The organism is Vibrio sp. R10-SF1-ISO8, from assembly GCF_059833805.1.
On the sequence record NZ_JCBDHL010000006.1, the window covers coordinates 214,685 to 239,623 of the forward strand.

Annotated in this window: 22 protein-coding genes; 15 read left to right on the forward strand and 7 right to left on the reverse strand. The window is 44.6% G+C overall.

The genetic code is table 11. From position 1 onward, the window contains the following. Positions 1-29: 29 nt before the first annotated feature. On the reverse strand, positions 30-1,115 hold the full coding sequence (locus AC6R00_RS02870) for a porin (protein ID WP_500639263.1): 1,086 nt from the start codon (positions 1,113-1,115) through the stop codon (positions 30-32). A gap of 551 nt (positions 1,116-1,666) precedes the next feature. Here AC6R00_RS02870 and greA point away from each other — a divergent pair. Next, on the forward strand, positions 1,667-2,140 hold the full coding sequence (gene greA, locus AC6R00_RS02875; RefSeq protein ID WP_239850682.1) for a transcription elongation factor GreA: 474 nt from the start codon (positions 1,667-1,669) through the stop codon (positions 2,138-2,140). A gap of 70 nt (positions 2,141-2,210) precedes the next feature. On the opposite strand, the gene yhbY is transcribed toward greA, so the two are convergent. After that, a complete protein-coding gene (yhbY, locus tag AC6R00_RS02880) occupies positions 2,211-2,507 on the reverse strand; it encodes a ribosome assembly RNA-binding protein YhbY (RefSeq protein WP_004742662.1) in 297 nt (98 codons plus the stop codon). A 113-nt stretch (positions 2,508-2,620) separates the two neighbouring features. On the opposite strand from yhbY, the gene rlmE reads away from it, so the two are divergent. The 6 genes from rlmE to rimI all read left to right on the forward strand — a co-directional run bounded on the left by rlmE (position 2,621) and on the right by rimI (position 8,577). Further along, positions 2,621-3,250, forward strand: coding sequence for a 23S rRNA (uridine(2552)-2'-O)-methyltransferase RlmE (rlmE, locus tag AC6R00_RS02885; protein WP_004742663.1), 630 nt, complete (start codon positions 2,621-2,623; stop codon positions 3,248-3,250). 107 nt (positions 3,251-3,357) lie between these two features. Then, the gene (gene ftsH / locus AC6R00_RS02890; protein WP_500639264.1) at positions 3,358-5,334 is read left to right on the forward strand and encodes an ATP-dependent zinc metalloprotease FtsH; all 1,977 of its coding nucleotides are present in this window, start codon (positions 3,358-3,360) and stop codon (positions 5,332-5,334) included. 48 nt (positions 5,335-5,382) lie between these two features. After that, positions 5,383-6,213 carry a dihydropteroate synthase gene (gene folP / locus AC6R00_RS02895; protein WP_500639307.1) on the forward strand — a complete coding sequence of 277 codons (831 nt, stop codon included), beginning with the start codon at positions 5,383-5,385 and terminating at the stop codon, positions 6,211-6,213. Between the two features lie 29 nt (positions 6,214-6,242). Then, positions 6,243-7,583: a phosphoglucosamine mutase gene (gene glmM, locus AC6R00_RS02900; RefSeq protein ID WP_500639265.1), complete on the forward strand. Its 1,341-nt coding sequence runs from the start codon at positions 6,243-6,245 to the stop codon at positions 7,581-7,583. A 126-nt stretch (positions 7,584-7,709) separates the two neighbouring features. Next, a complete protein-coding gene (locus AC6R00_RS02905) occupies positions 7,710-8,114 on the forward strand; it encodes a DNA polymerase III subunit psi (protein ID WP_500639308.1) in 405 nt (134 codons plus the stop codon). 13 nt (positions 8,115-8,127) lie between these two features. Next, positions 8,128-8,577 carry a ribosomal protein S18-alanine N-acetyltransferase gene (gene rimI, locus AC6R00_RS02910; protein ID WP_500639266.1) on the forward strand — a complete coding sequence of 150 codons (450 nt, stop codon included), beginning with the start codon at positions 8,128-8,130 and terminating at the stop codon, positions 8,575-8,577. Positions 8,578-8,581: 4 nt separating this feature from the next. On the opposite strand, the gene AC6R00_RS02915 is transcribed toward rimI, so the two are convergent. Further along, positions 8,582-10,633 carry a putative bifunctional diguanylate cyclase/phosphodiesterase gene (locus AC6R00_RS02915; RefSeq protein ID WP_500639267.1) on the reverse strand — a complete coding sequence of 684 codons (2,052 nt, stop codon included), beginning with the start codon at positions 10,631-10,633 and terminating at the stop codon, positions 8,582-8,584. Positions 10,634-10,846: 213 nt separating this feature from the next. On the opposite strand from AC6R00_RS02915, the gene prfC reads away from it, so the two are divergent. Then, positions 10,847-12,436 (forward strand): peptide chain release factor 3, encoded by a 1,590-nt coding sequence (gene prfC / locus AC6R00_RS02920; RefSeq protein ID WP_500639268.1) that lies wholly within the window; start codon positions 10,847-10,849, stop codon positions 12,434-12,436. Between the two features lie 282 nt (positions 12,437-12,718). Here the strand turns inward: prfC and srmB are convergent, their stop codons facing one another. Together srmB and AC6R00_RS02930 are read right to left on the reverse strand one after the other, a co-directional pair. Next, the gene (gene srmB, locus AC6R00_RS02925; RefSeq protein WP_500639269.1) at positions 12,719-13,951 is read right to left on the reverse strand and encodes an ATP-dependent RNA helicase SrmB; all 1,233 of its coding nucleotides are present in this window, start codon (positions 13,949-13,951) and stop codon (positions 12,719-12,721) included. Between the two features lie 89 nt (positions 13,952-14,040). Next, positions 14,041-14,748, reverse strand: coding sequence for a tRNA1(Val) (adenine(37)-N6)-methyltransferase (locus tag AC6R00_RS02930; protein WP_500639270.1), 708 nt, complete (start codon positions 14,746-14,748; stop codon positions 14,041-14,043). A 316-nt stretch (positions 14,749-15,064) separates the two neighbouring features. Here AC6R00_RS02930 and brnQ point away from each other — a divergent pair, with 316 nt between their 5' ends. The 5 genes from brnQ (at position 15,065) to AC6R00_RS02955 (ending at position 21,614) form a co-directional block, all read left to right on the forward strand. Then, positions 15,065-16,378, forward strand: a complete 1,314-nt coding sequence (brnQ, locus tag AC6R00_RS02935; protein WP_500639271.1) for a branched-chain amino acid transport system II carrier protein — start codon at positions 15,065-15,067, stop codon at positions 16,376-16,378. Between the two features lie 162 nt (positions 16,379-16,540). Beyond that, positions 16,541-17,639 (forward strand): peptide chain release factor 2 gene (gene prfB / locus AC6R00_RS02940; protein WP_100225195.1). Its coding sequence is split into 2 segments (ribosomal slippage): positions 16,541-16,615 and positions 16,617-17,639, totalling 1,098 coding nucleotides; the frame shifts between segments, so codons are not numbered across the junction. A gap of 51 nt (positions 17,640-17,690) precedes the next feature. Continuing rightward, positions 17,691-19,208 carry a lysine--tRNA ligase gene (lysS, locus tag AC6R00_RS02945; RefSeq protein ID WP_069667534.1) on the forward strand — a complete coding sequence of 506 codons (1,518 nt, stop codon included), beginning with the start codon at positions 17,691-17,693 and terminating at the stop codon, positions 19,206-19,208. A 320-nt stretch (positions 19,209-19,528) separates the two neighbouring features. Then, positions 19,529-20,863: a cyclic-di-GMP-binding transcriptional regulator VpsR gene (gene vpsR / locus AC6R00_RS02950; protein WP_500639272.1), complete on the forward strand. Its 1,335-nt coding sequence runs from the start codon at positions 19,529-19,531 to the stop codon at positions 20,861-20,863. Positions 20,864-21,362: 499 nt separating this feature from the next. Then, positions 21,363-21,614: a DUF1127 domain-containing protein gene (locus tag AC6R00_RS02955; protein ID WP_500639273.1), complete on the forward strand. Its 252-nt coding sequence runs from the start codon at positions 21,363-21,365 to the stop codon at positions 21,612-21,614. A gap of 48 nt (positions 21,615-21,662) precedes the next feature. Here the strand turns inward: AC6R00_RS02955 and AC6R00_RS02960 are convergent, their stop codons facing one another. Continuing rightward, the gene (locus AC6R00_RS02960; RefSeq protein ID WP_500639274.1) at positions 21,663-22,697 is read right to left on the reverse strand and encodes an NADP(H)-dependent aldo-keto reductase; all 1,035 of its coding nucleotides are present in this window, start codon (positions 22,695-22,697) and stop codon (positions 21,663-21,665) included. A gap of 128 nt (positions 22,698-22,825) precedes the next feature. Between AC6R00_RS02960 and AC6R00_RS02965 the strand changes: the two genes are divergently transcribed. Next, positions 22,826-23,137 (forward strand): DUF6482 family protein, encoded by a 312-nt coding sequence (locus AC6R00_RS02965; RefSeq protein WP_500639275.1) that lies wholly within the window; start codon positions 22,826-22,828, stop codon positions 23,135-23,137. Here the strand turns inward: AC6R00_RS02965 and mutH are convergent. After that, positions 23,134-23,799 (reverse strand): DNA mismatch repair endonuclease MutH, encoded by a 666-nt coding sequence (gene mutH, locus AC6R00_RS02970; RefSeq protein ID WP_500639276.1) that lies wholly within the window; start codon positions 23,797-23,799, stop codon positions 23,134-23,136. The genes AC6R00_RS02965 and mutH overlap by 4 nt on opposite strands. Before the next feature lie 620 nt (positions 23,800-24,419). Here mutH and rppH point away from each other — a divergent pair. Beyond that, a complete protein-coding gene (gene rppH / locus AC6R00_RS02975; RefSeq protein WP_500639277.1) occupies positions 24,420-24,938 on the forward strand; it encodes an RNA pyrophosphohydrolase in 519 nt (172 codons plus the stop codon). Position 24,939 lies beyond the last annotated feature (1 nt).

Genomic DNA, 24,939 nt, shown 5'->3' on the forward strand with positions numbered 1-24,939 from the left:
TCTTAGAATCATGACTTAGTGTCAGGAAATTAGAAGTCGTAACGTAGACCTAGAGCGATTTCATCTTCAGCTTGTGCTTTAGTTGCGTTGCCAAACGTACCATCTTTGTAGAACTTGTCACCTTTATCGATTAGGTTAAAGTTATAAGAGATGTATGTACGGAAGTTAGGCTTAAAGTAGTAAGTTGCATCTACTGCTACGTTATCTGCTGCGTCGTAAGTAGAACCAGAAGCATCCGCTTCAAGTTTGTTGTACGTCATAGTGAATGCAGTTTTTTCTAGTTTGTATGCCGCGGCAAATTCGTAACCAGTTTTATCTGTTTTGCTTGAGCCGTCTTTTACTTTACCGTCAGTAAATGTACCTGCGAAGTAGAAATCGCTGATGCTGTAAGAAGCCGCAAGCATGTACTGGTCTTCTGACATGTTTGCACCAGTATCTTGGTCTGCGTAACCAGCACCTAGCTTAACGCCTGTGTCGCCAATAGCGTAGATTGCAGATAGAGAGTAGCCGTCTGTATCGTTATCAGTGTATACATTGTTAGTGGTGTCTTCGACACGGTCAGCGAAACGGTAGCTAGCTTTTACACCTAAGTCAGCGAATTGACCTTTGTAAGAAACCATGTTGTCTGTGCGGTCTGCAACAGCAATTTTATAAGCAGCAGAGTTACCGTGGTAAGACATGATATCAGTGAAGTCAGTGATAACGCCTAGCGCACCGTCGTTTTTACCGTAAGTTACTTCACCGAAGTTACCGCCGATACCAGCGTATGCGTAACGATTGTCTAGAGAATCAACAGTTACATTGTTACCGTCAACATCTTTTACTGTAGCTGGGTTTGTTAGAAACTCGCCTTCGTAGAAGCCAACACCGTATAGGTCATCGTTGATTTGAGTCTTGCCCTTGAAGTTTAGACGTACGCGAGTTTTGTCTTCAGATTTACCATCTTTTAGAGACATACGAGCTTCAGCACGACCGCCGATCTCTAGAGAGTTGCCGTTTGAGCTGTATACTGAAGTACCTTCGATACCGCCTGCTTGAATACCATCAGCTGATGCGTTTGCGCCTGTAGCTACTGTTGCAGCTGAAACTGCTAGAGCGATCAGAGTCTTGTTCATCTTATTAGTCCTAATTTACTGTCCATAAATAGTTGTATAGCGAGGAGTATCTCCGCATCAATTGGGTGAGTCCTCTAGTCATCAGCGCTATCAATCCAGACTCATATGCAATGCTTTAATAACAAGTTGCTGAGCAATAAGGACTAATCCCGCTGATTAGGTCAGCTAAGTTGTAAACGCAAAGTTCCATGATGGGTTAGTAAAATGATATAAATTGAACTTATGAACAGTGTTTTATTGGATGTAAATTAATATCAAACTGTTGATTTTTAATTGTTTTAGTTCATTGTTGATAGGTTGGTTTATATCTGAATCTTTATTTTTTTTTAGATGAAATATGTTTGGTGGTGCGATTCGATTCAAAAATTAGCTCGATTTTTCATGCCGTTACTCAAATTGTTTTGTGAACACGATCACGCTTGATTAATTTGAGTGATTTAGACGCCAAGTTTGTTTACACTAGAAGAAATTGATTAGTTAATACATCTACCTAGTCCACTGGATTGGGTAGTTTTGTTTTGTCCAAAGATCGCTTTGGAATGAGGTATATAATGGAAAAAGTGCCAATGACACTGCGTGGCGAACAAAAGCTACGTGAAGAACTTGAAAGACTATTGAAGCTTCGCCCACAGATTTCTGAAGCCATTGCAGAAGCGCGTGAGCTTGGTGATTTAAAAGAGAACGCTGAATACCATGCCGCTCGTGAAGAGCAGGGTATCTGTGAAGCGCAAATCCGTGATATCGAATACAAACTGTCTGTTGCGCAGGTTATTGACGTAACCACAATGGACAACACGGGTAAAGTTATCTTCGGCTCAACCGTGACTCTTATCGATTGCGATACTGAAGATGAAAAAACCTACCAAATTGTTGGTGATGATGAAGCTGACATCAAAGCGGGTCGTATCTCGGTAAGCTCACCTATCGCGCGCGGTCTGATCGGCAAGATGGAAGGTGACGAAGTAGTGATCTCTACACCGGGTGGTGATCGCGACTTTGAAATCGACAGCGTCGAGTATATCTAAGCGAGTTTGTTACGCTGAATATCAAAAAAGGTCGCATAGGCGACCTTTTTTCTTGCTCATGAAAGTAAAATTACTTACGTGGCAACTCGATTTTACGCTCTTCCGATTGGCGGAAAAGAACTAAAGTTTTACCGATTACTTGTACTTTCTCTGCACGAGTTTCACGTACAATAGCTTCAATAATCAGGTTCTTAGTGTCGCGATCTTCTGATGCTACTTTGATTTTGATTAGCTCGTGGTGGTTTAGAGCAATTTCAATTTCCGCTAGAACAGCTTCAGTTAGTCCGTTTGCGCCCATAAGCACAACAGGTTTTAGACTGTGCGCTAGGCCTTTTAGATGCTGCTTTTGTTTGGTGCTTAGGTTCATTACGCGGCCAATTTTCTTTAATATAAGGGTTGAAAAATACCATTTTAACGCCATCTAACCCTGAAGACTATAATTTATTGGGTTAGTTGTTCCCTCTATCTATTAGGTAACAAATGAGTAAACAGAAACATTCCGCTAGCTCAGGTCGCTGGTTGAAAGAACATTTTGATGATAAATACGCCAATGAAGCCCGTAAAAAAGGCTATCGTTCGCGTGCTTATTTCAAGATGGAAGAGATCCAAACTAAGGATAAATTGCTAAAACCTGGTATGACTGTAGTCGATTTAGGTGCAGCTCCCGGCGGTTGGTCTCAATATGCTGCTAAGATAGTAGGTGAGGATGGGCAAATTATTGCATGTGATTTGTTGCCGATGGATCCTATTGCGGGAGTCAGCTTCCTACAAGGTGATTTCCGTGAAGAAGCGGTTTTAGACGCTTTGCTTGATCGCATTCAACCGTCGATGGTCGATGTGGTGATGTCGGATATGGCACCAAACATTGCAGGCAACAATTCAGTCGATCAACCTCGCGCAATGTATTTAGTTGAATTGGCTTTAGATATGTGTCGACAAGTTCTAGCACCTAATGGTAGCTTTGTTGTAAAGGTCTTCCAAGGCGAAGGGTTTGACCAATTTGTCAAAGAAGTCCGAGACACGTTTAAAGTCGTAAAAATCAGAAAACCTGACTCATCGCGAGCTCGCTCACGAGAAGTCTTCGTTGTAGCCACTGGTTACAAAGGTTAACTATTTGCCCTTTGATGGGTTAGTTAACACTATAGCTACAGGTTATAAACTGTAGTACCCTACCTTTAATTACAATTAGTTATCGAGAGGCTGACACCTTGAGTGACATGGCAAAAAATTTAATTCTGTGGCTTGTTATCGCTGTCGTATTGATGTCGGTTTTCCAGAGCTTTGGCCCTGGAGAGAGCAATGGCAGAGCGGTGGATTACACCACGTTTGTACAGGAAGTTGGCCAAGGCCAGATTCAGGAAGCAACTTTTAAAGACGGTGAAATTACTTTCACTCGTCGTGGCGGCGGCTCGCGTTATGTTACTTACATGCCGGTCTACGACCAGAAGCTACTTGATGACTTAATTAACCAAAATGTGAAAGTACAGGGCACACCTCCAGAAGAGCAAAGCCTACTAGGTACTATCTTTATTTCTTGGTTCCCTATGATCTTACTGATTGGTGTGTGGATTTTCTTCATGCGTCAAATGCAAGGCGGCGGCGGTAAAGGCGCGATGTCTTTCGGTAAGAGCAAAGCTCGTATGATGAGCGAAGAACAAATCAAAACAACATTTGCTGACGTTGCTGGTTGTGACGAAGCAAAAGAAGACGTAAAAGAACTGGTTGACTACCTACGTGATCCAAGCCGTTTCCAGAAACTGGGCGGTAAGATCCCAACAGGTGTTCTGATGGTCGGTCCTCCAGGTACGGGTAAAACGCTACTAGCAAAAGCAATTGCTGGTGAAGCGAAAGTACCATTCTTTACTATCTCTGGTTCTGACTTCGTTGAAATGTTTGTTGGTGTTGGTGCATCTCGTGTGCGTGACATGTTTGAACAAGCGAAGAAAGCGGCGCCTTGTATCATCTTTATCGATGAGATTGATGCGGTTGGTCGTCAGCGTGGTGCTGGTGTAGGTGGTGGTCACGATGAACGTGAGCAAACGCTTAACCAAATGCTAGTAGAGATGGATGGCTTCGAAGGTAATGAAGGTATTATCGTTATCGCGGCGACTAACCGTCCTGACGTACTAGACCCAGCACTACTTCGTCCTGGTCGTTTTGACCGTCAGGTTGTCGTTGGTCTACCAGATGTACGTGGTCGTGAGCAGATCCTTAAAGTTCACATGCGTAAAGTGCCTCTAGCAGGCGATGTAGAGCCATCACTAATTGCCCGTGGTACACCAGGTTTCTCAGGCGCAGACCTAGCAAACCTTGTTAACGAAGCGGCGCTATTCGCGGCGCGTGGTAACAAGCGCAACGTATCTATGGTTGAGTTTGAGCTGGCGAAAGACAAAATCATGATGGGTGCAGAGCGCCGTTCTATGGTGATGTCTGAAGAGACTAAAGAGTCAACGGCTTATCACGAAGCGGGTCACGCGATTGTTGGTCGTCTAGTTCCTGAACATGATCCAGTGTATAAGGTATCGATCATTCCACGTGGTCGTGCTCTTGGTGTGACAATGTACTTACCAGAGCAAGATCGTGTCAGCATGTCTCGTCAGCATCTTGAATCAATGATTTCAAGCTTATACGGTGGTCGACTTGCTGAAGAGCTAATCTACGGCGCAGACAAAGTATCAACGGGTGCTTCGAACGATATCGAACGTGCTACTGATATTGCGCGTAAGATGGTGACTCAGTGGGGCTTCTCGGAAAAACTTGGCCCTCTTCTTTATGCAGAAGATGAAGGTGAGGTGTTCCTTGGCCGTAGCGTAACTCAGACTAAGCACATGTCTGACGATACAGCGAAGCTTATCGATGACGAAGTTCGTCACTTGATCGACTCAAACTACGCTCGTGCGAAACAGATCCTTGAAGATAACATGGATATCATGCACGCAATGAAAGATGCATTGATGAAGTACGAAACCATTGATGCGGGTCAGATTGATGATCTGATGGAGCGTAAAGCAGATATTCGTGAACCAGCTGGTTGGGGTGATAACCCAAGCAACAAATCAGACGCGAAACCTGAAGATAAGTCAGAAGGTAAAGCGGAAGAGAGTGCACCTGCCACTGAAGCGAAAGCCGATGACGCTGCAACTTCTCAAGAGAGCACTTCAGCGGAAAACACCGAGAAGAAAGACTCAGAATAATTGTTATGATTAAGAGAAACCCCGAGGCAACTCGGGGTTTTTGTGTTTATGATCCTAAAAGCAAATAATAAAACTCTCGACTTATCTCAGCCACAAGTTATGGGGATATTGAATGTCACCCCTGACTCTTTTTCTGATGGTGGTCAGTTTCGTGCCTTAGAAGATGCGCTTGCTCAAGCTCAGCGTATGATTGACTCTGGTGTAACCATTATTGATATTGGTGGTGAGTCAACCCGCCCAGGTGCTCCAGATGTTGAATTAGCTGAAGAGCTTCAACGAACCATTCCCGTTATCAAAGCTATTCGCGAACAATCTGACGTGTGGATTTCTATTGATACCAGCAAAGCAGAAGTGATGCGCCAAGCAGCGGAAGCTGGCGCTGATATCATTAATGACGTGAGGGCTTTGCAAGAGCCTGGAGCGCTTGAGGTGGCGGCATTAACAGGATTACCTATCTGTTTAATGCATATGCAAGGCCAGCCTCGCACTATGCAAGCAAACCCTCACTATGATGATCTGGTAAAAGAAGTCGGCGAGTTCTTGCAGCAGCGTATTGAGGCGTGTGCAGAAGTTGGTATCGAGCGTGAAAAGCTGATACTTGATCCTGGATTTGGCTTTGGTAAAACTCTCGAACACAACTATCAGATGCTGTCTCACCTAGAAGAATTTCATCAATTTGGCCTGCCAGTTCTTGCAGGGATGTCGAGAAAATCTATGATCTTCAAACTCCTCGACAAAGCTCCGGCTGACTGCGTGTCAGCGAGCGTGGCATGCGCTACAATCGCCGCTATGAAAGGTGCGCAAATCATTCGCGTGCACGATTTTGAACAAACGCTTGATGCTATGAAAATTGTCTCAATGACCAAAGCGAATCATTGAGCAGTATAGAAAGATAAAAAGGAACAACCATGTCTGATAAGAGACGTTATTTTGGTACGGATGGTGTACGTGGCAAAGTGGGCCAGTACCCAATTACTCCAGATTTTGTGCTTAAGCTAGGCTGGGCTGCGGGTCGCGTTTTGGCGAAGCAAGGCACAAAGAAGGTGATCATCGGTAAGGACACACGCATTTCAGGTTACATGCTTGAATCTGCTCTTGAAGCAGGTTTGGCCGCAGCAGGGTTAAAAGCGACCTTTACTGGCCCAATGCCAACACCGGCAGTCGCATACCTGACGCAAACTTTCCGTGCTGAAGCGGGAATCGTGATTTCAGCATCGCACAACCCATATTACGATAATGGCATTAAGTTCTTCTCATCAGAAGGCACCAAGTTACCAGATGATATCGAGCTGGCGATTGAAGCAGAGCTTGATAAAGACATTGAGTGTGTGGAGTCGGCATTACTTGGTAAAGCAAGCCGTCTTAATGACGCAGCGGGCCGTTACATTGAATTTTGTAAGAGCACCTTCCCATCAGAGCTAAGTCTAGCGGGTAAAAAAATCGTGGTCGATTGCGCCCATGGTGCGACTTACCATATTGCACCAGCAGTGTTTAGCGAGCTAGGTGCGGAAGTGATCGCCATGGGTGTTGAGCCTAACGGCACCAACATCAACGCAGAAGTCGGCGCTACGGATGTACGTGCACTGCAGAAGCGAGTGGTTGAAGAGGGTGCAGAACTTGGTTTGGCTTTCGATGGTGATGGTGACCGTATCATTATGGTCGATCACCTAGGTAACAAAGTCGATGGTGACCAAATTGCTTACATCATTGCTCGAGATGCGCTACGTCGCGGCGAGCTAAAAGGTGGTGTCGTTGGTACGCTAATGACCAACCTTGGTATGGAGAATGGTTTAAAACAGCTTGGCATTCCATTTGTACGTGCTGCGGTAGGTGACCGCTACGTTATGGAGCAACTGCTAGAAAAAGGTTGGAAAATAGGTGCTGAGAACTCAGGCCACGTTATCCTACTCGACAAAGTGACGACGGGTGATGCCATTGTTGCTGCGCTTCAGGTGCTTGCATCGGTTGTGGGCAGTGATATGTCTCTCCACGAGCTTTCGCAAGGCATGACTCTTTACCCGCAAGTTCTTGAGAATGTTCGTTTCTCTGGTGATTCTAACCCACTAGAGGCGGATGCCGTGAAAGCGTCAGTGGTTGAAGTGGAAGCCGAATTAGGTGACAAAGGACGTGTATTGCTACGCAAGTCAGGTACAGAGCCTCTAATTCGCGTCATGGTTGAAGGTGAAGATGCAGAGCTAGTTCAGTCCTCTGCGCTGAAGATTGCCGAAGCCGTTAAGTCGAGCTTCTAAGTTACAGCTATCACTGAGTTTAGAGCGCTGCCTTCGGGCGGCGCTTTTTATTGTGCGTTACCCAGACAAATGCTTGATTGGAACTGGGGTTGTTATGGTACGATTAGTGCGATTTTAAGGGTGATGATTGATATGCCACAGCAAGAGTATTTACAAGAAATGGGAATCCAGTGCTATCAGTTGGCACACCCTGAAAGGTTATTGGGTTACCAATCACCGCAACTGATATTGCCTGATAACTGTCAATTGCTGCTTGTTTCTCCTCAACTTCCTCAAGGTAAAACGGCAGAGATGTTTGAGCGAGTATTAAAAAGCATTAAGTTGTCACTCGAACAAGCTTTACATGTTACTCCAGAGCAATTAAGCCAACTCGATAACGATAATCATCATCTAGAGTGGATTTGGTTTGCCGGATGCGATCTGCAAGAGCGTCTTGAAGCTAAAGCGCTTGTCTCCCCATTACTAACTCAAGTTGATGGCAACAACGAACAACGCCGAGCCCTATGGCAACAGATTTGTTCCTATCAGTAATCGTGACCCCATTATGAGCCAATCTTCAATTGTAGCGCTCTCATTAGAGCATCTTGATCAAGTGTGGTGTATTGAGCAAAGTGCCCACTCTCACCCTTGGTCTGAAACCATGATTCGTGACCTAAACAGTCGCGGGGCGCGTCACCATGTGTTGGTGGTTGAAAACCAAGTTGTGGGTTATTTCTATGCCCAGAATATCGTTGGTGAAGTCACTTTGCTTAATGTGGCTGTTAGTCCTAGTCAGCAAGGGCAAGGCTATGGCAAGTTGCTAATGGAAGCTTTCCTAGATATTTGCGAGCAAGACAAGGCGGACAGTGCTTGGTTAGAGGTGCGGGAAAGCAATAGCAGTGCTTTTGGTCTCTATGAATCGATCGGCTTTAACGAAGTCGATCGCCGCATCAACTACTACCCGACAGCGTCAGGCAAAGAAGATGCGATCATCATGAGTTATATTTTTTTCTAGGCGGCTACTTTTGCACAGCTTTGACGACCGAAGGTCCTTCTACTGGGTAAAAGTTCTTTTCAAACCGTTCATTCAGTTCTGAGGCTGGTAAAGGTTTATCAAACAGGTAGCCTTGGAATTGACCACAGCCAAGCTGTTTAAGCGCATTGAGCTCATTGGCATCCTCAACACCTTCCGCAATCACTTCTAAATTGAGTCTACGAGCAGTCATAATGATGGTATCAACAATCGCTTGATCGCTCTCATCGAGATGTAACTGGGTAACGAAAGAACGGTCGATTTTTAGAACGTCGACGGACAGGTGTTTCAAATAACGCAATGAAGAGTATCCGGTACCGAAGTCATCAATTGATGTTTTTAGGTTGTGCTCTTTCAACTCAGCCATTTTCTGTATAGCCGCTTCTACATTCTCCAGCAGTAGGTTCTCGGTAATCTCAAGCTCAATATGCTCACCGTCAATACCTGCTTGGGCGAGAGAGTCAACAATGTGCTCCACAAACGACGGCTGAGAAAATTGCAATGGACTGATGTTAATTGCCAGCCTACGGAAAGTACTTGGGAGTACCCCCTCTTTTTTCCAGTGAGAAAATTGATAGCAAGCTTGCTCTATGATCCAGTTACCAATTTGTAAGATTTGACCAGTCTCTTCAGCGATTGGCATAAACACCCCAGGAGGCAGTACTCCTTTTTGTGGGTGGTTCCAACGAATCAAAGCTTCAACGCCAATGATATTGTGATTGTCGTCTACCTGAGGTTGGTAATAAAGTTCAAGTTGCCCTTGGTTGAGAGCTTCGTGCAGACCTTTTTCAATTTCTAGGAAAGATTCGACTTGAGCCTGCATCTCTGGCTCGTAGAACATGTATTTGTTTCGTCCGGCTGTTTTGGCGCGGTAGAGAGCAGTATCGGCTTGACGTAACACATCAATATTGGTGCTACCTACAGACGGGAAGACTGCTATACCGACACTGACCGTACAATAGAGCTGGTGGTCATCTATAGAGTACGGGTTAGAGACAAGAGCGAGCAATTGCTGAGCAAACTCGTGGGCTTTGTCTGCGCTAGTGTTGGGTAGCAAGATTGCAAACTCATCGCCACCGATACGAGCCGCTGTGAAGTCATCTTGCAGCCAAGCTTCTATGCGTTTAGATATCGCCTTAATTAGGTTGTCACCAATCGTATGACCGAGTGAGTCATTAATGGTCTTAAATCTGTCTAAGTCTAAATAGAAAAGCGCACCAGCTTGGTTATTTTGATTCGCTTCATCGATTGAGTCTTTGAGCATTTGTAACAGCAGACTACGATTGGCTAATCCAGTTAAAGAGTCGTAGTAAGCCAATTGATTGAGCTGCACAGCCGCAGCCTCTCTTTCTTTCCACAGGGTGTGGAAAGTTTTTGCTAACTGACCAAGCTCATCATCTCGATATAGAGTTGGCGGTGGTAGATCGCTCTTAGTATTTTGCAGCGAACGCACCCATTCAATCAAAGTCACCAACGGCTTAGATAACTTTTGATAGAAAAACATCAACAATATGGATGTCAAAAGGATATTTCGGAACAGGTCAAACAGCAGAATTTGACTGGTCTTAGCAATAAAGTCTTTGGCAATGTTAGCCCCATTCACCGAGAAGCTTAGCGTACCAACCACGACGTGGGAGTTGGGTTGATGCAAGTCTGTGGTGTAAATCGGAGTTGTTGGTGTCAGATAGCTAGAAAGGGCTTCTGTAAAGTCACCTTGAAGTGACACATTGCGTTCTTTCTCCGTTAGCGTGTCGCCAAAGTCATCGACAATCTGCACCTTATAGACAGCATTGTCCATCATCAGGCTAGAAGCGACTTGTTCCGCCAACAATTGGTTGAGGTGATAGGCAGCTTGACTCGCATTTGAGTAATTCTGCAGGAGCTTGAATTGGTAGTGTTCTTCTATGCGCTTTTGCTCCTGATGGAGATCCACCAAGATATGGTAAAAGCTAAAGCAGATCCCTAGTATTACAGAGACTAAGAATACTGTTTTCGCTTGTCGAAAAGCTAATGAGTTAATTTTCTTGCTTTTAGGCATAGTTCAGATCGGTTCCCTCTACTCCTTTAGTTATAGTCCAATTTCATTGATATTTTAATAGACAGGGAAATTGACGTTGATTTTGAGTCATTTTCGCTGTTGAAGTTGCCCCACAGTCCATTATAAGCGAAAATACCGCGCAAAATTGAATCGACCATTTACGCTAGGGTATTTCTTGCCTTCTCTAGCGCTTAGACAGAAGAAGAACCTTTCATGTCAAATACTCCATTTCTAGGCGAAGTGTCTAAACGTAGAACATTCGCTATTATCTCGCACCCGGATGCGGGTAAAACCACGATTACAGAAAAAGTACTATTGTTCGGACGTGCTATCCAAACAGCAGGTACTGTTAAAGGCCGTGGCTCTGCTCAACACGCAAAGTCTGACTGGATGGAGATGGAGAAAGAGCGTGGTATCTCGGTAACAACTTCCGTTATGCAGTTTCCATTCAACGATTGCTTGGTTAACCTTCTTGATACCCCAGGGCACGAAGACTTCTCGGAAGATACTTATCGCACACTAACGGCTGTTGACTCATGTTTGATGGTAATCGACGCGGCGAAAGGTGTCGAGGACCGTACTCGTAAACTGATGGAAGTAACACGTTTACGCGATACTCCAATCGTCACTTTCATGAACAAGTTAGACCGTGATGTTCGTGATCCAATGGAAGTGTTGGATGAAGTTGAGAGCGAGCTCGGTATGATGTGTGCTCCTATCTCTTGGCCTATCGGTTGTGGTAAAGAGTTTAAAGGCGTTTATCACATTCACCGTGATGAAACGATCCTTTATGAATCTGGTCATGGTCATGAGATTCAAGAAGTACGCACTATTAAAGGGTTAGACAATCCTGAGCTAGATCAAGCAGTGGGCGCAGACCTTGCTGAAAGTGTTCGTGAAGAGCTTGAGTTAGTTATGGGAGCTTGCCCTGAGTTTGATCTTGAGCTGTTCCTACAAGGTGAACTAACACCTGTCTATTTTGGTACTGCACTAGGTAACTTTGGTGTTGACCATATGTTGGAAGGTCTTACTAAGTGGGCGCCAGCACCTCAAACGCGCGAAGCTAACGAGCGTTCTGTGGAAGCTACTGAAGAAAACTTCTCAGGGTTCGTATTTAAGATCCAAGCAAACATGGATCCTAAGCACCGTGACCGCATTGCTTTTATGCGTATTGTATCGGGTACCTACAAGCAAGGTATGAAGATGAATCACGTACGTATCGGGAAGCAAATCAACATCTCTGATGCAGTAACCTTTATGGCCGGTGACCGTTCACGTGCAGAAAACGCTTATGCAGGTGATATTATTGGTCTACACAACCACGGTACAATCCAGATTGGTGATACCTTTACTCAAGGTGAAGCGCTGAAGTTCTCAGGTATTCCTAACTTTGCTCCAGAGCTATTCCGTCGTATTCGCCTAAGAGACCCTCTGAAGCAGAAACAGCTACTAAAAGGTCTAGTACAGCTTTCTGAAGAAGGTGCAGTACAGGTATTCCGTCCACTACAAAACAACGACCTAATCGTAGGTGCAGTAGGTGTGCTTCAGTTTGACGTCGTTGTAGCGCGCCTAAAAGCGGAATACAACGTAGAAGCGATTTACGAGAGCGTAAACGTAGCAACCGCACGCTGGGTAGAATGTGAAGACGGTAAGAAACTGGATGAGTTCCAGCGTAAGAACCAAACTAACCTAGCGCTCGATGGTGGTGACAACCTAACCTACATCGCGCCAACTATGGTGAACCTGAATCTAGCGAAAGAGCGTTTTCCAGAAGTGGAGTTCCGCGCAACTCGCGAACACTGATAGTTTGGCTTAATCGCAAAATTTAAGTATCAATGCCGCCTTAATTAAGGCGGCATTTTTTGTTTAGGGGGTTAGAACGGACTTCGTCCTATAGAACGCTTCGCTTAAGGAAAACGAGATCGGGCTTCGCCCTTCGGGAAAGCGAGAGCTTATTTTTCAATTACAGAGAGGTAACCTCAGTTACCCGTAGGACTTCGTCCGTTCCCACATCCGTAAGCGAAGCGTTCCTAAACAAAAAGGCTTGGTGCAATGCACCAAGCCTTTGTAATTTCTCGCTTCTCGCTATTTCTTCTTCTTAGCGACTTTCTTTTTGCCTTTAGCGACAGACTTTTTCTTGTCGTCTTTTTTCTTCTTCTTGAATGTCGGCTTCTTGTGCTTTGGACGCATTTCTTTAATGAAGCGCTCTTTGATCTCTTCTTTTACGTAGCGAGCAACGCGATCCATCATTGGTTGATCGTGTGCTTCGACTAATGAGATAGCGTTACCTTTCTTACCTGCACGTGCGGTACGGCCGATACGATGCAGATATACGTCAGCGCTGCGCGGCATATCGTAGTTGATCACGTGGCTAACATCTGGAAGGTCGATACCGCGAGCTGCAACATCGGTCGCTAGAAGAACATTAACACTACCATCACGGAAGCGGGCAATCGCATTGTTACGGCGATCTTGAGGCATTTCGCCTTGGATCCACGCACAAGGGATTTGTGCTTTTTCAAGTTCAACACGCAGCTCTGATAAGCGCTCACGAGTTTTTAGGAACACGATTGAACGTTCAGCTTGGTCGTTGATGATCTTCTTCAGCAGCTCAAGCTTATGTGTCATATCGTCAGCACGGTGATACCACTGGGCAATCTTTTTGCGTTCACGACGTGAAGGCTCTGCGTCTATCTCTGCAGGTTCTTTAAGTAGGTCTGCGGTAAAACCTTCAACACCTTTACCTTCTAGCGTCGCTGAGAAGAGTAAAGTTTGCTTACGCCAACGACATTCAGCAGATAGACGGTCAACGGTTGGACCAAAGCCCATATCTAGCATGCGATCAGCTTCATCTAGGATTAGCCATTCAATCGCTCGACAGTCAAAACGTTCTGCGTTGATGTATTCCATCAAACGCCCAGGCGTCGCGACGACGATATCTTGGGTTTTACCTAAGATTTCTGCGTGCTCTTGATACTGAACGCCACCAGTAATGGTGAAGATATTTAGCTTAGTGTGCTTAGCCAGTGCGCGAGCTTGATCGGCAACCTGCATCGCTAGCTCACGAGTTGGTGTTAATATCAGTATGCGCGCAGGCCCAGGCTTACGACGTGGAAAATCTTGCAAATATTGCAGACCAGGCAAGACAAACGCAGCGGTTTTACCTGTCCCGGTAGGCGCGGAGGCTAAGATATCTCGGCCATCTAAAGCTTGTGGAATGGCTTCAGCTTGAATTTGCGTTGGGCGGTCGTAACCCATTTCTTCGATTGCGAGGAGTAGGTTAGGGTCTAACTCTAATTCAGCAAAATTTCTGATCACTATGATGTCTCCACAAGCCAGTTGGTGTGAACAATAAATTTAAGGGGACGTATTATAGAGTTTTCGGTGACAAGGATCACACGTTATTTTTACATCTTAAGATAAAAGTCTTTCGTCAACTCGATAAAGGCATCGCTATAGCCGCCATCACTATGAATAGTCAGGGTTTTTTCAGTCGTAGCCATTGGTGTTTTGGTCAGTTCAATCAACAGCCTAGTGATATCTTTACGTTCGGTAGGCTTAATTTGGCATAGTCGACTGACATGCCAGCCTTGTTCTACCGCTAATTGAATGAACAGATCGCCTTCTACTTTAGGTAGCACAAAGCTTGCTTTACCTTGGTTGGTCAGTAATTGCTGACATCGTGTAAGCAACGCTTGATGAGTTAAAGTATCGGTATGCCTTGCGGTTGCTCGCGAAACATTGCTCGCTTGCTCACCTGTGTTGAAGTAAGGCGGGTTACATATGATGCGATCAAATGGTTCTAGAAACTGATGCGTAAGCACATCACCTTGATGCAGCGTTAATCGTTGCGCCCAAGGTGAGCGCGTGAAATTTATATTTGCCGCTTCGATAGCATTATCATCAATGTCAATCGCCTTGATAGTCAGCGAAAGATTACGTTGGGCGCACATCAAACTTAATAGACCTGTCCCTGTTCCAATATCCAATAAAGACGTCGAACTTTCTAAGCTAGTCCATGCACCTAGTAATACTCCGTCGGTACTGACAGGCATGCCTGAAAGACCGCCATAAATGCTAAATTGTTTGAAATTGAAGTCTTTTGTTTTTTTCATGATTTTTATGTTTGTCGGAGTTCAGGTTGTTTTTGAGTTAATTGATCTGTTGTTAAATGATTGTTTGGTTTTTTGTGCTGTTTGTGTCCAGTGTGTAGTGGTTTTTGGGTAGTGTATTAAACTGGAAATTTAATTCACTTTAGTTATGTATGCTAATTTTTAGGCCGAATTATAAATTTTTATGGTGTTTTTAGCCTTGAGCTTGCGAGGTGATGAGGATTTCGTCATCATGCGCGCCTTAATTTTATAGAGTGAGCGCATGTTCGTATCACTCAGCAAACACAACATCTATTAAATTATAAGTAAAGGGTCGACAGTGAATCAGACTTTAAAACTAACAGATATCATTGCGGTAGGCTTTATGCTTTTCGCATTCTTTTTGGGTGCAGGTAACATTATTTTCCCACCTTTGGCTGGTCAGTTAGCCGGAGAAAACTTAATTCCTGCCATGACAGGTTTCCTATTAACCGCAGTAGGCCTACCCCTTATTACTATCATTGCAATTGCGGTTGCGGGGGGCTCTTGGGAACACTTAACCAAAGACTTGCCAAAGCGCGTGGCAATGACCATTGCGGTTCTGATCTTCATCATTATTGGTCCTGCATTTGCAGCGCCTCGCACAGGACTTGTTGCTTACGAAATGGCGGTTAAGCCATTCTTCGTCGATGCGGCGCAAATGCATTTGACGGTTTTCTCTATCTTATTCTTTGTGGTCGCGATGTTTTTTGCATGGTCTCAAGGCAAGCTGATTGATGTGATCGGTAAAATATTAACCCCGGTACTGTTCATGGGTTTGGTTGTGCTTGCTGCTGCGGTATTTATTGACCCACAAGGCGAGATGATCGCTGCACAGGGAGAATACCTCACACATCCTCTGCAAAAAGGTTTCCTTGAAGGCTACAACACCATGGATACTTTTGCCTCGCTGATGTTTGGTGGGCTTATCGTAGATGCACTTCGCAAAAAAGGCATTGCCGATCAAAAGGCGACAGCAAAGTATCTGATTAGCGCGGCATGCGTTGCGGCTGCAGGCTTAGCATTTGTATATGTATCATTGTTTTACCTAGGAGCAACCAGTGCTGCTGTGGCTTCAGGTGCTGACAATGGTGGCGCGATTCTTAGCCTGTACGTTCAGTCTCTATTCGGTCCATATGGTCAAATTGTGCTGTCTGTGATTGTACTGCTTGCATGTTTGACAACGGCTATCGGTATTATCTCTGCTTGTTCTGATTATTTCAGCTCTATCACGCCAGTTTCTTACAAAGCTTGGGTGGTGATCATTGGTGTTGCTTGTGCAACTGTAGCAAATGTTGGTTTATCACAGCTGATTTCTCTGTCTGTGCCTGTGTTATTTGCTCTATACCCAGTGGCGATTGCGCTAGTTGCGTTAACGTTTGTACGCAACAAACTACCAAACCCACAAACTGCTTACCGTGTGGTTATCTTAGTATCCTTATTGTTTGCACTAATTGATGCGGCAAAAGTTGCAGGTGTCGACGTATCTGCACTGAGCATGCTGCCACTATTTGATGTTGGTATGGGGTGGCTGCTACCAACGGCGGTTGCTATTGTTTGTATGTTCTTTGTTGGTAAATCAGAGCCACAAACATTAGCGGAAGAAGCTGCATAATAAAGCAACTTTTTTGAATCAAAGATCCCCTGTCACGCAAGGCGTGTCAGGGGATTTTTTCTATACAAGCATTTTTATTCGGCAGTAAAAAATTCCTGTATCTTCGTCACATTTTTCAGTAGAATTCTCCGGTTAAATTCTACTCATAAATGTTGAGCAAACATGTTTGAAATCAATCCAATTAAAAACCGCCTAAAGGACGTGTCTGAGCGCACAAATGTCCTGAGGGGGTACCTTTGACTATGACGCCAAGCAAGAGCGTCTAGAAGAAGTCAACGCAGAACTAGAACAACCAGATGTATGGAACGAGCCAGAGCGTGCACAAGCACTAGGCAAAGAACGTTCTTCACTTGAAGCGGTTGTTGAAACGATTGATCAACTTGAGCAAGGTGTTGAAGATGTTGAAGGTCTTTTAGAGCTTGCTGTTGAAGAAGAAGATCAAGAAACCTTCGATGAAGTTGAACCAGAATTGGCTGAGCTTGAAGCTAAACTAGAAAAGCTCGAGTTTCGTCGTATGTTCTCTGGTGATCACGATGCTTCAGACTGTTACATCGATTTACAGTCAGGCTCTGGTGGTACAGAAGCGCAAGACTGGACTTCAATGATGCTACGCATGTACTTGCGCTGGGCTGAAGCGAAAGGCTTCAAGACCGAAGTTATCGAAGTATCAGAAGGTGAGGTTGCGGGTCTGAAAGGTGCAACGGTTAAGATTTCTGGCGAGTACGCTTATGGCTGGTTGCGCACAGAGACTGGTGTTCACCGTCTTGTTCGTAAATCACCATTCGATTCAAGTGGCCGCCGTCATACATCGTTTGCTTCTGCGTTTATTTACCCAGAGATTGATGACAACATTCAGATCGACATTAACCCTTCTGATCTACGTATCGACGTATACCGCGCTTCTGGTGCGGGTGGTCAGCACGTTAACACCACGGAATCAGCGGTTCGTATTACTCACGTTCCTACTAACACTGTGGTTCAATGTCAGAACGATCGCTCTCAACATAAGAACAAAGACCAAGCGATGAAGCAGCTTCGTGCCAAGCTTTTTGAACTAGAGATTCAAAAGCAGAACGCAGAGAAGCAAGCTAACGAAGATGCGAAATCTGACATCGGTTGGGGTAGCCAAATCCGCTCTTACGTACTGGATGACTCGCGCATCAAAGATCTACGTACTGGCGTTGAAAACCGCAACACTCAAGCGGTTCTAGATGGCGACCTAGACAAATTTATTGAAGCTAGCCTGAAATCAGGTCTGTAAGCTTTTCACCGAAAAAACTATCGTTACTAACGAAAACAGGATACATCGAAAATGACTGATGCTGTTCAAAACGAGAACGTACAAGAAGAGAACAAGTTAATTGCTGAGCGCCGCGCTAAACTGGATCATATCCGTAAGAGCTGCAAAGCAAACGGCCACCCAAATGACTTCCGTCGTGAGCACCTAGCTGGCGATCTTCAAGCGGAATTCGGTGAAAAGACGAAGGAAGAGCTAGAAGAGCTTAACCATGTTGTAGCAATCGCTGGTCGTGTTATGGCGAAACGTGGTCCATTCCTAGCGATTCAAGAAACATCTGGCCGTATCCAAGCATACGCTGCAAAAGATGTTCAAAAAGAGCTGAAAGAGAAATACCAAGGCCTAGATATCGGTGACATCATTGGTGTTAAAGGTGCACTTCACAAATCAGGTAAAGGCGACCTTTACGTGAACATGGAGTCTTACGAGCTGCTAACTAAAGCACTTCGTCCGTTGCCAGAGAAGTTCCACGGCTTAACTGACCAAGAGATGCGTTACCGTCAGCGTTACGTTGACCTAATCGTGAACGAAGATTCTCGCAACGCATTTATCGTGCGTTCTAAGCTAGTATCTTCAATCCGTAACTTCATGAGCTCAAAAGGCTACCTAGAAGTTGAAACGCCAATGATGCACGTGATCCCTGGTGGTGCGACTGCACGTCCATTCATCACGCACCACAACGCATTAGACATCGACATGTACCTACGTGTTGCACCTGAGCTTTACCTTAAGCGTCTAGTGGTGGGTGGTTTTGATCGTGTATTCGAGATCAACCGTAACTTCCGTAACGAAGGTCTGTCGCCACGTCATAACCCAGAATTCACAATGATGGAGTTCTACCAAGCGTACTCTGACTACAAAGATCTAATGGATCTAACTGAAGAGATGCTAAGCACAGCGGCTATGGACGTTCTTGGTTCGACTTCTATGCCTTACGGTGACGAAACAGTAGAGTTTGGTGGTAAGTACGCGCGTATGAGCATGTTCGATGCGATCAAGCACTACAACCCTGAGCACGCTGAGATTCAAGCACTTACAGAAGCTGACCTACAAGACCGTGAGAAGATGGTAGCAATCGCGAAATCTGTACACGTTGAAGTAGAAACGTTCTGGACATGTGGTCAGCTTCTTGAAGAGATCTTTGGTGAAACGGCTGAGCCTCAGCTAATTCAACCAACGTTTATCACTGGCTACCCAGCGGATATCTCTCCTCTAGCTCGTCGTAGCGATGACAACCCGTTCTTCACAGACCGTTTTGAGTTCTTTATCGGTGGCCGTGAAGTCGCGAACGGCTTCTCTGAGCTTAACGATGCACAAGACCAAGACGAGCGTTTCAAAGCGCAAGTTAACGCGAAAGACGCTGGTGATGATGAAGCAATGTACTACGATGCAGACTACATCACTGCACTAGAACACGGCCTACCACCAACAGCGGGTCAAGGTATCGGTATCGATCGTCTAGCAATGCTATTTACGAACACGCACACAATCCGTGACGTGATCTTGTTCCCGGCAATGCGTCCTCAAGCATAAGCTATAGACAGCTTTTGATAGTTAAAAGTCACCTTCGGGTGACTTTTTGCGTTTAATTAGCCTACAACGAAAGTTGGTTTTTATTTGGACTATTGGTCGAACCAGTAGCTCTGTTAGCAGTAAACTAAGCAATTGAGTTATTTAGAAAAGAATTTTTTTTACGAGTAGCTTCTCACAACGCATGGAAAAAGTACGATTCCCTCGCTAGTCTTATATTTGAGACAGATTATCTCTGCAAGTCTCTATAATGTAACCACATATATTTTTATGTGTGTTTAAGCGCACAGCATTTACGTTATCAATAAGAAGGAACTCGCTTCATGGGTAGTCAATTCCGGATGGATTCCGTTCCAGGTTCGTTGGTTGTAGTGGGAGGAACCTATGAACCATGGCTGTCAGTTTTAGAGCAAGTAGGTTGGAGATGTACTCAGTGTGGTGACTTACGCAAGGCCGATACATTGTTTACTGAAACGGGCCCTTGTATCGGTATTGTTGATCTTAGCCATGATGAGTTCAGTCTCAATGGTATTGCTAACTTGGTGAGTAAACACAAACAAGTACGTTGGTTAGCCTTTATTCGTGAGTCTCAATTAAGTTCGGATACTATTTGCCAATTTATCGTTAACTTCTGTATCGACTTTTTTACCGCCCCGATTCCAGATGCTCAGTTACTCAGCACCATTGGCCACCAACTAGGTATGCTGAAACTTGAGAAAAAAGTTTGGCCACATTATGGCAATCAAAGTGACATGGGGCTAATCGGTGACTCTATCCCTGTTAAGCGTCTACGTGATCAGATTAAGCGCATTGGCCCTACTGATGTCAGTATCCTAATTTATGGAGAAAACGGTACCGGCAAAGAAACGGTTGCGCGTGCCGTTCATCGTACTTCTGCGCGAGCAAACAAGGAGTTTATCTCAGTTAACTGTCGTGCGATGTCAGAGCGTCGGATAGAGAGTGATTTATTCGGGATTAACCGTGATGATATGAGTGAGCCGTCAATTCTAGAGAGAGCAGATGGCGGTACGATATTACTCAACGATATTCTTACATTACCTCGCTCACAGCAGTTTAATTTACTGCGTTTCCTCCAAGAGGGGATGGTTGATACTCCATCAGGCCGTAAAGAAGTGGATGTGCGTGTTTTAGCGGCGAACTCTGCTGATATTGAAAAGGCGTTGATTGATGGCGATTTCAATGAAGAGCTCTATCACTATATCAATGTGCTGCGTATTAATGTTCCGAGTTTAAAAGAGCGAGCAGGGGATATTTCAATCCTTGCACGTCACTTCTTGCAGGAATATTCGAAAGAGTACAATGCTCAAGCTCGCAGTTTTACTGAAGAGGCCGCTCGTGCAATGACTCGCTATCATTGGCCAGGTAATGTCCGCGAACTGATGAACCAGATCAAACGTATCGTGCTTATGTCAGATACCGTGATGCTTGACGAACCACACCTAGACCTACCTAAGCGCAGTGATAGCCGCCGCAGCTTAAAGAGTATCCGTGAGCGTAGTGAAAGAGATGCCTTGTTGTTGGTGCTAGAGTCTCATTCAGGTCAAGTTTCCATGGCAGCAAAAGAGCTAGGTGTATCGCGTGCAACTATGTATCGATTGTTAAACAAGCATAACCTTATCTCAGACATACCTGCCTAATTGATTGTTTTGTAAATAAAAGCCGCACTTGTGAAAGTGCGGCTTTACTTATATAAGCGATATGATCTATTGCACATACAATATTCCTTGGCTGAATATCTTATAATCAAAAGCTCAAAATGATTATTTCTAGGTTAAAAAATTGTTTTGAACATTTATGCAGTAAGGTGGTTGAAATATCACCTGATATGAATAGAATTTAACCATGAGCTAAGGCTCAAACCCATCAAAATATTTGGATTAATACATTAGCTAGGAGGCGCACAATGAAACATTTCACTGTTCAATCATTTATCTGTGCGTCTGTCGATCAAACCATTCCCGCAATGGATGCTATTACACGCAATACGTTTGTAGCCGATCGAAAACTAGATAAAACCATGTAATTAATCCGTAACCTTTTTTTTAATTGGCTGCGGAAAAGCAGCGAATTAAAACACTCATTGATCTAATGATTCGTTAATCTTTTCCCAGCTTCAAACTCAACTGGAGAAAACTCATGAGTCATTCTGTATACCTAAAACTTGCCACTCTTTTGGTCAAAGCGGATCTACGCCGAGAAGAACGTGATTGGAAACGTAAACTACGCCGCAGCACTTTCGACATCCCATGGAATAACGAACGTTTGCTGCGAGATATCGGTCTGGAACAAGATGGTCGTCCAATAGGATTTACTGAACCAGATAGTGTCAAAGCCGAACGTCGTATCCGTCATCTTCGTCGTGTTCTTAGTGCGCGAATACCAACGTAATCTCAGGGGCAGGCGCTTCACCTGCCCCGCTATTTCTGTAACGACAGATTATGGACAAGGGTTGGAGTAAGTCGTACCAATCTCTTGAATTCCTTGAAGCAACTCATCTGTTAATACGACATCTAAACTATCAATATTTGATTTAAGCTGTTCCAAGTTTGTCGCGCCAATGATGTTGGATGCGACAAACGGCCTTTGGTTAACAAATGCCAACGCCATTTGCGCGGGGTCTAAACCATGTTGCCTTGCGAGATCGACGTAAGCTTGTGTCGCTTGTTCTCCTTGAGGAGTAAAGTAACGAACAAAGCGTTCGAATAGAGAGCATCGAGCCCTTTCAGGACGTGCTCCATTTAGATATTTACCACTTAGGCAGCCAAACGCGAGTGGGGAATATGCGAGTAGCTGAACACCTTCATAGTGGCTTATTTCAGACAAACCCACTTCAAAACTTCGATTGAGTAAGTTGTAAGGGTTTTGAATCGAGACAATTCTTGGTAGCTCGTGCTTTTCCGCTAAACGAAGCAGAGTCATCACCCCCCAAGGCGTTTCATTGGAAACTCCGATATAGCGAACTTTCCCTGCTTTAATTAGCTCAGCGAGCGCTTCGAGCGTTTCAATTAATGTCACCTCTTCCTGAGCATCAGGGTAAGGGTAGTTTAGTTGACCGAAGCAGTTGGTTTGCCTTTGTGGCCAATGCAGTTGGTAAAGATCAACATAATCGGTTTGTAACCGCTTCAGGCTATCATCAATAGCAAGATGGATATTTTTCCGATCTAGACTCATGTTTTCGCGGATATAAGGGACGTTTCTTGGACCCGCAACCTTCGTGGCTAAAACGACCTTTTCACGCTTACCTGATTTAGCAAGCCAGTTTCCAATGTACTGCTCGGTTAATCCCTGAGTATTCGCTTTTGGCGGCACAGGGTACATTTCTGCGGTATCAATAAAGTTCACACCACGCTCAAGTGCGTAATCAAGCTGGCTAAAAGCTTCTTGCTCAGTATTTTGTTCACCAAACGTCATGGTGCCAAGACAGATCTTACTCACTTCCAAAGTGGAATGGGGTAACTTGTTGTATTGCATCGATCTTCCTTGTCGTTACGGGGATGTGATCCCACTATAGGGGATTTGAGTATGAATAGAAAAGAGTGAGTGATAACAAATTCGCAAATTTTGCAAAGTTGGCTAATACTGATTATTGGAGGTGAACTATGCAAAAAAGTCAGTTAGATAAGTGGATTCATGGTCATCATAAAGACAGCTATCAACCGCCAAAGGTGTTTGTTATTGGTTGTTCAGACCTATCCCAATATCTATTAGCCGTCGAGTACAAGCACAAAATAGAGCCAATCAAGATCGACGATGAGCCAGTGCATTTCGACTCGCTAGAGCTAGTGAAAGAGGAATTAACGAGACTAGGTGTGGAACGAGCATACCTACGATTGCATAACGCCTACGATGAATGTGGTGCCAGTGATGGACCTCTCTATCACGATTTGGAGTTATCTCTTACCACGCACTAAACATAGTGGTTTTCAAGAATACGCGCTGTGAATTGAGTTCTTAGATAGAATCCTCTTGGCAGCGTTTTTATTGGTTTGCCGCTTGCTCCATAGGCTTCGGTCAGGACGCGGCTGTTCGCTGCTTTGGGGCGTAGCTGTAAAACCTCGCCATGACGAGCGTTAATTTGCTCCACTCGGCCTAGTACGATGAGTTCCATCAGCTCTTCCCAATCGGCTCTAAGTTGTTGCTCTTCTTCTATGCTCGGGGACCAGATCAAAGGTGAACCTACACAACGCTGCGCTAATGGGATCTCCCTTTCGCCTTCCACTGGAATCCACAATACTCTCGAAAGCTTGTTGCGAACATGGCTTGTTTCCCAGGTCAGGCCATGAACGCCAATAAGCGGCGCGACACAAACAAAAGTCGTTTCCAATGGCTTGCCTGAGTATCCAATCGGAATGGTTTTTAGCTCGATACCCAACTTCTCAAAATCTTGAGTAGGTTTACTACCTGCTGTTGCGCCAAGGTGCCATTCTAATAGTTGGCCGACCCAGCCTTTATCACGGCGAAGATCCGGCGGAACTTCTATGTCGGCTTCCTCTGCCAGATCGGCAAAGCTAACACCTGCGATGCTTTTTGCTCGCTCAAGCAGTTCTTGTTCTGTAGTCGGTTCTGGCTTCATTGGTTTTGCAACAGAGTTGAAAGTTGGCTCATTGTAACCCAGCGGAAGAAAATTACGACTGTAGAGAGAATGATCGTCATGAGTGAAAGATCATCAATTAAAAGGTTATCCACAGCTTGATTGGAGAAACTTGCAAATTGGTACTGATATGTATGAATAAACAGGGGTTTGGCGATGAAAAAACACTTGAAATTTTAGGCGTATAGGTAGAGTTGGCTTAACTGGTGTGGATAAAATCATCTATGGTTGATCTTTGACCGATCTGTATTGAGAGGAAGAAACGATGATATGGAACAAGCATATATAAAACTATTTCCAAATAAGTGTTTGTTTTTATTGATTGTAGTTTGGTTTGGTTTGATCGTTTTTGGCTGGCAAACTACGCCTTGCTTACCTATTGATCACTTTCTCATTGATTCTTCACATAGTTATACACAGAAAAGGTGAATAAATGTGGTCTATGTCTCACTGTGGTGTGAGTAACCTTTGTTTTGGTTAAAAGTTATTCATTGGTGGGTGGGAAAGCAATATTTTCTGCCCTAGTCACATTAGTAAGTTTGCTCCTACTGGGGATATGTGGAAAAATCACTGTAATTAAAGATTTTATTAGAGGTTGGCCAGTGATAGATGGCGATGGTTACCGCTTAAACGTGGGAATTGTAATCTGTAACAGCCATGGTCAGGTCTTCTGGGCTAAACGATACGGACAACACTCTTGGCAATTTCCTCAAGGTGGAATTGATGAAGGTGAGACCCCTGAGCAGGCAATGTATAGGGAGTTGTATGAAGAGGTTGGTCTTACAAAGAACGATGTAAAGATCGTCGCGACAAGTCGTCATTGGTTAAGGTACAAGCTACCAAAACGTCTTGTTCGTTGGGATTCAAAACCTGTTTGTATCGGACAGAAACAGAAATGGTTTCTGCTGCGACTCGATTGTGATGAATCACGAATTGATATGTTGCGTGGCAGTTCCCCTGAATTTGATGGTTGGCGTTGGGTAAGCTATTGGTATCCAGTCAGACAAGTGGTTTCTTTTAAACGCGATGTATATCGTCGTGCGATGAAAGAGTTTGCATCAATGGCAATGCCATTTAAACAGCGTAAAGTAAAAGGCAAACGTAAGCACCGAAGAGGATAGA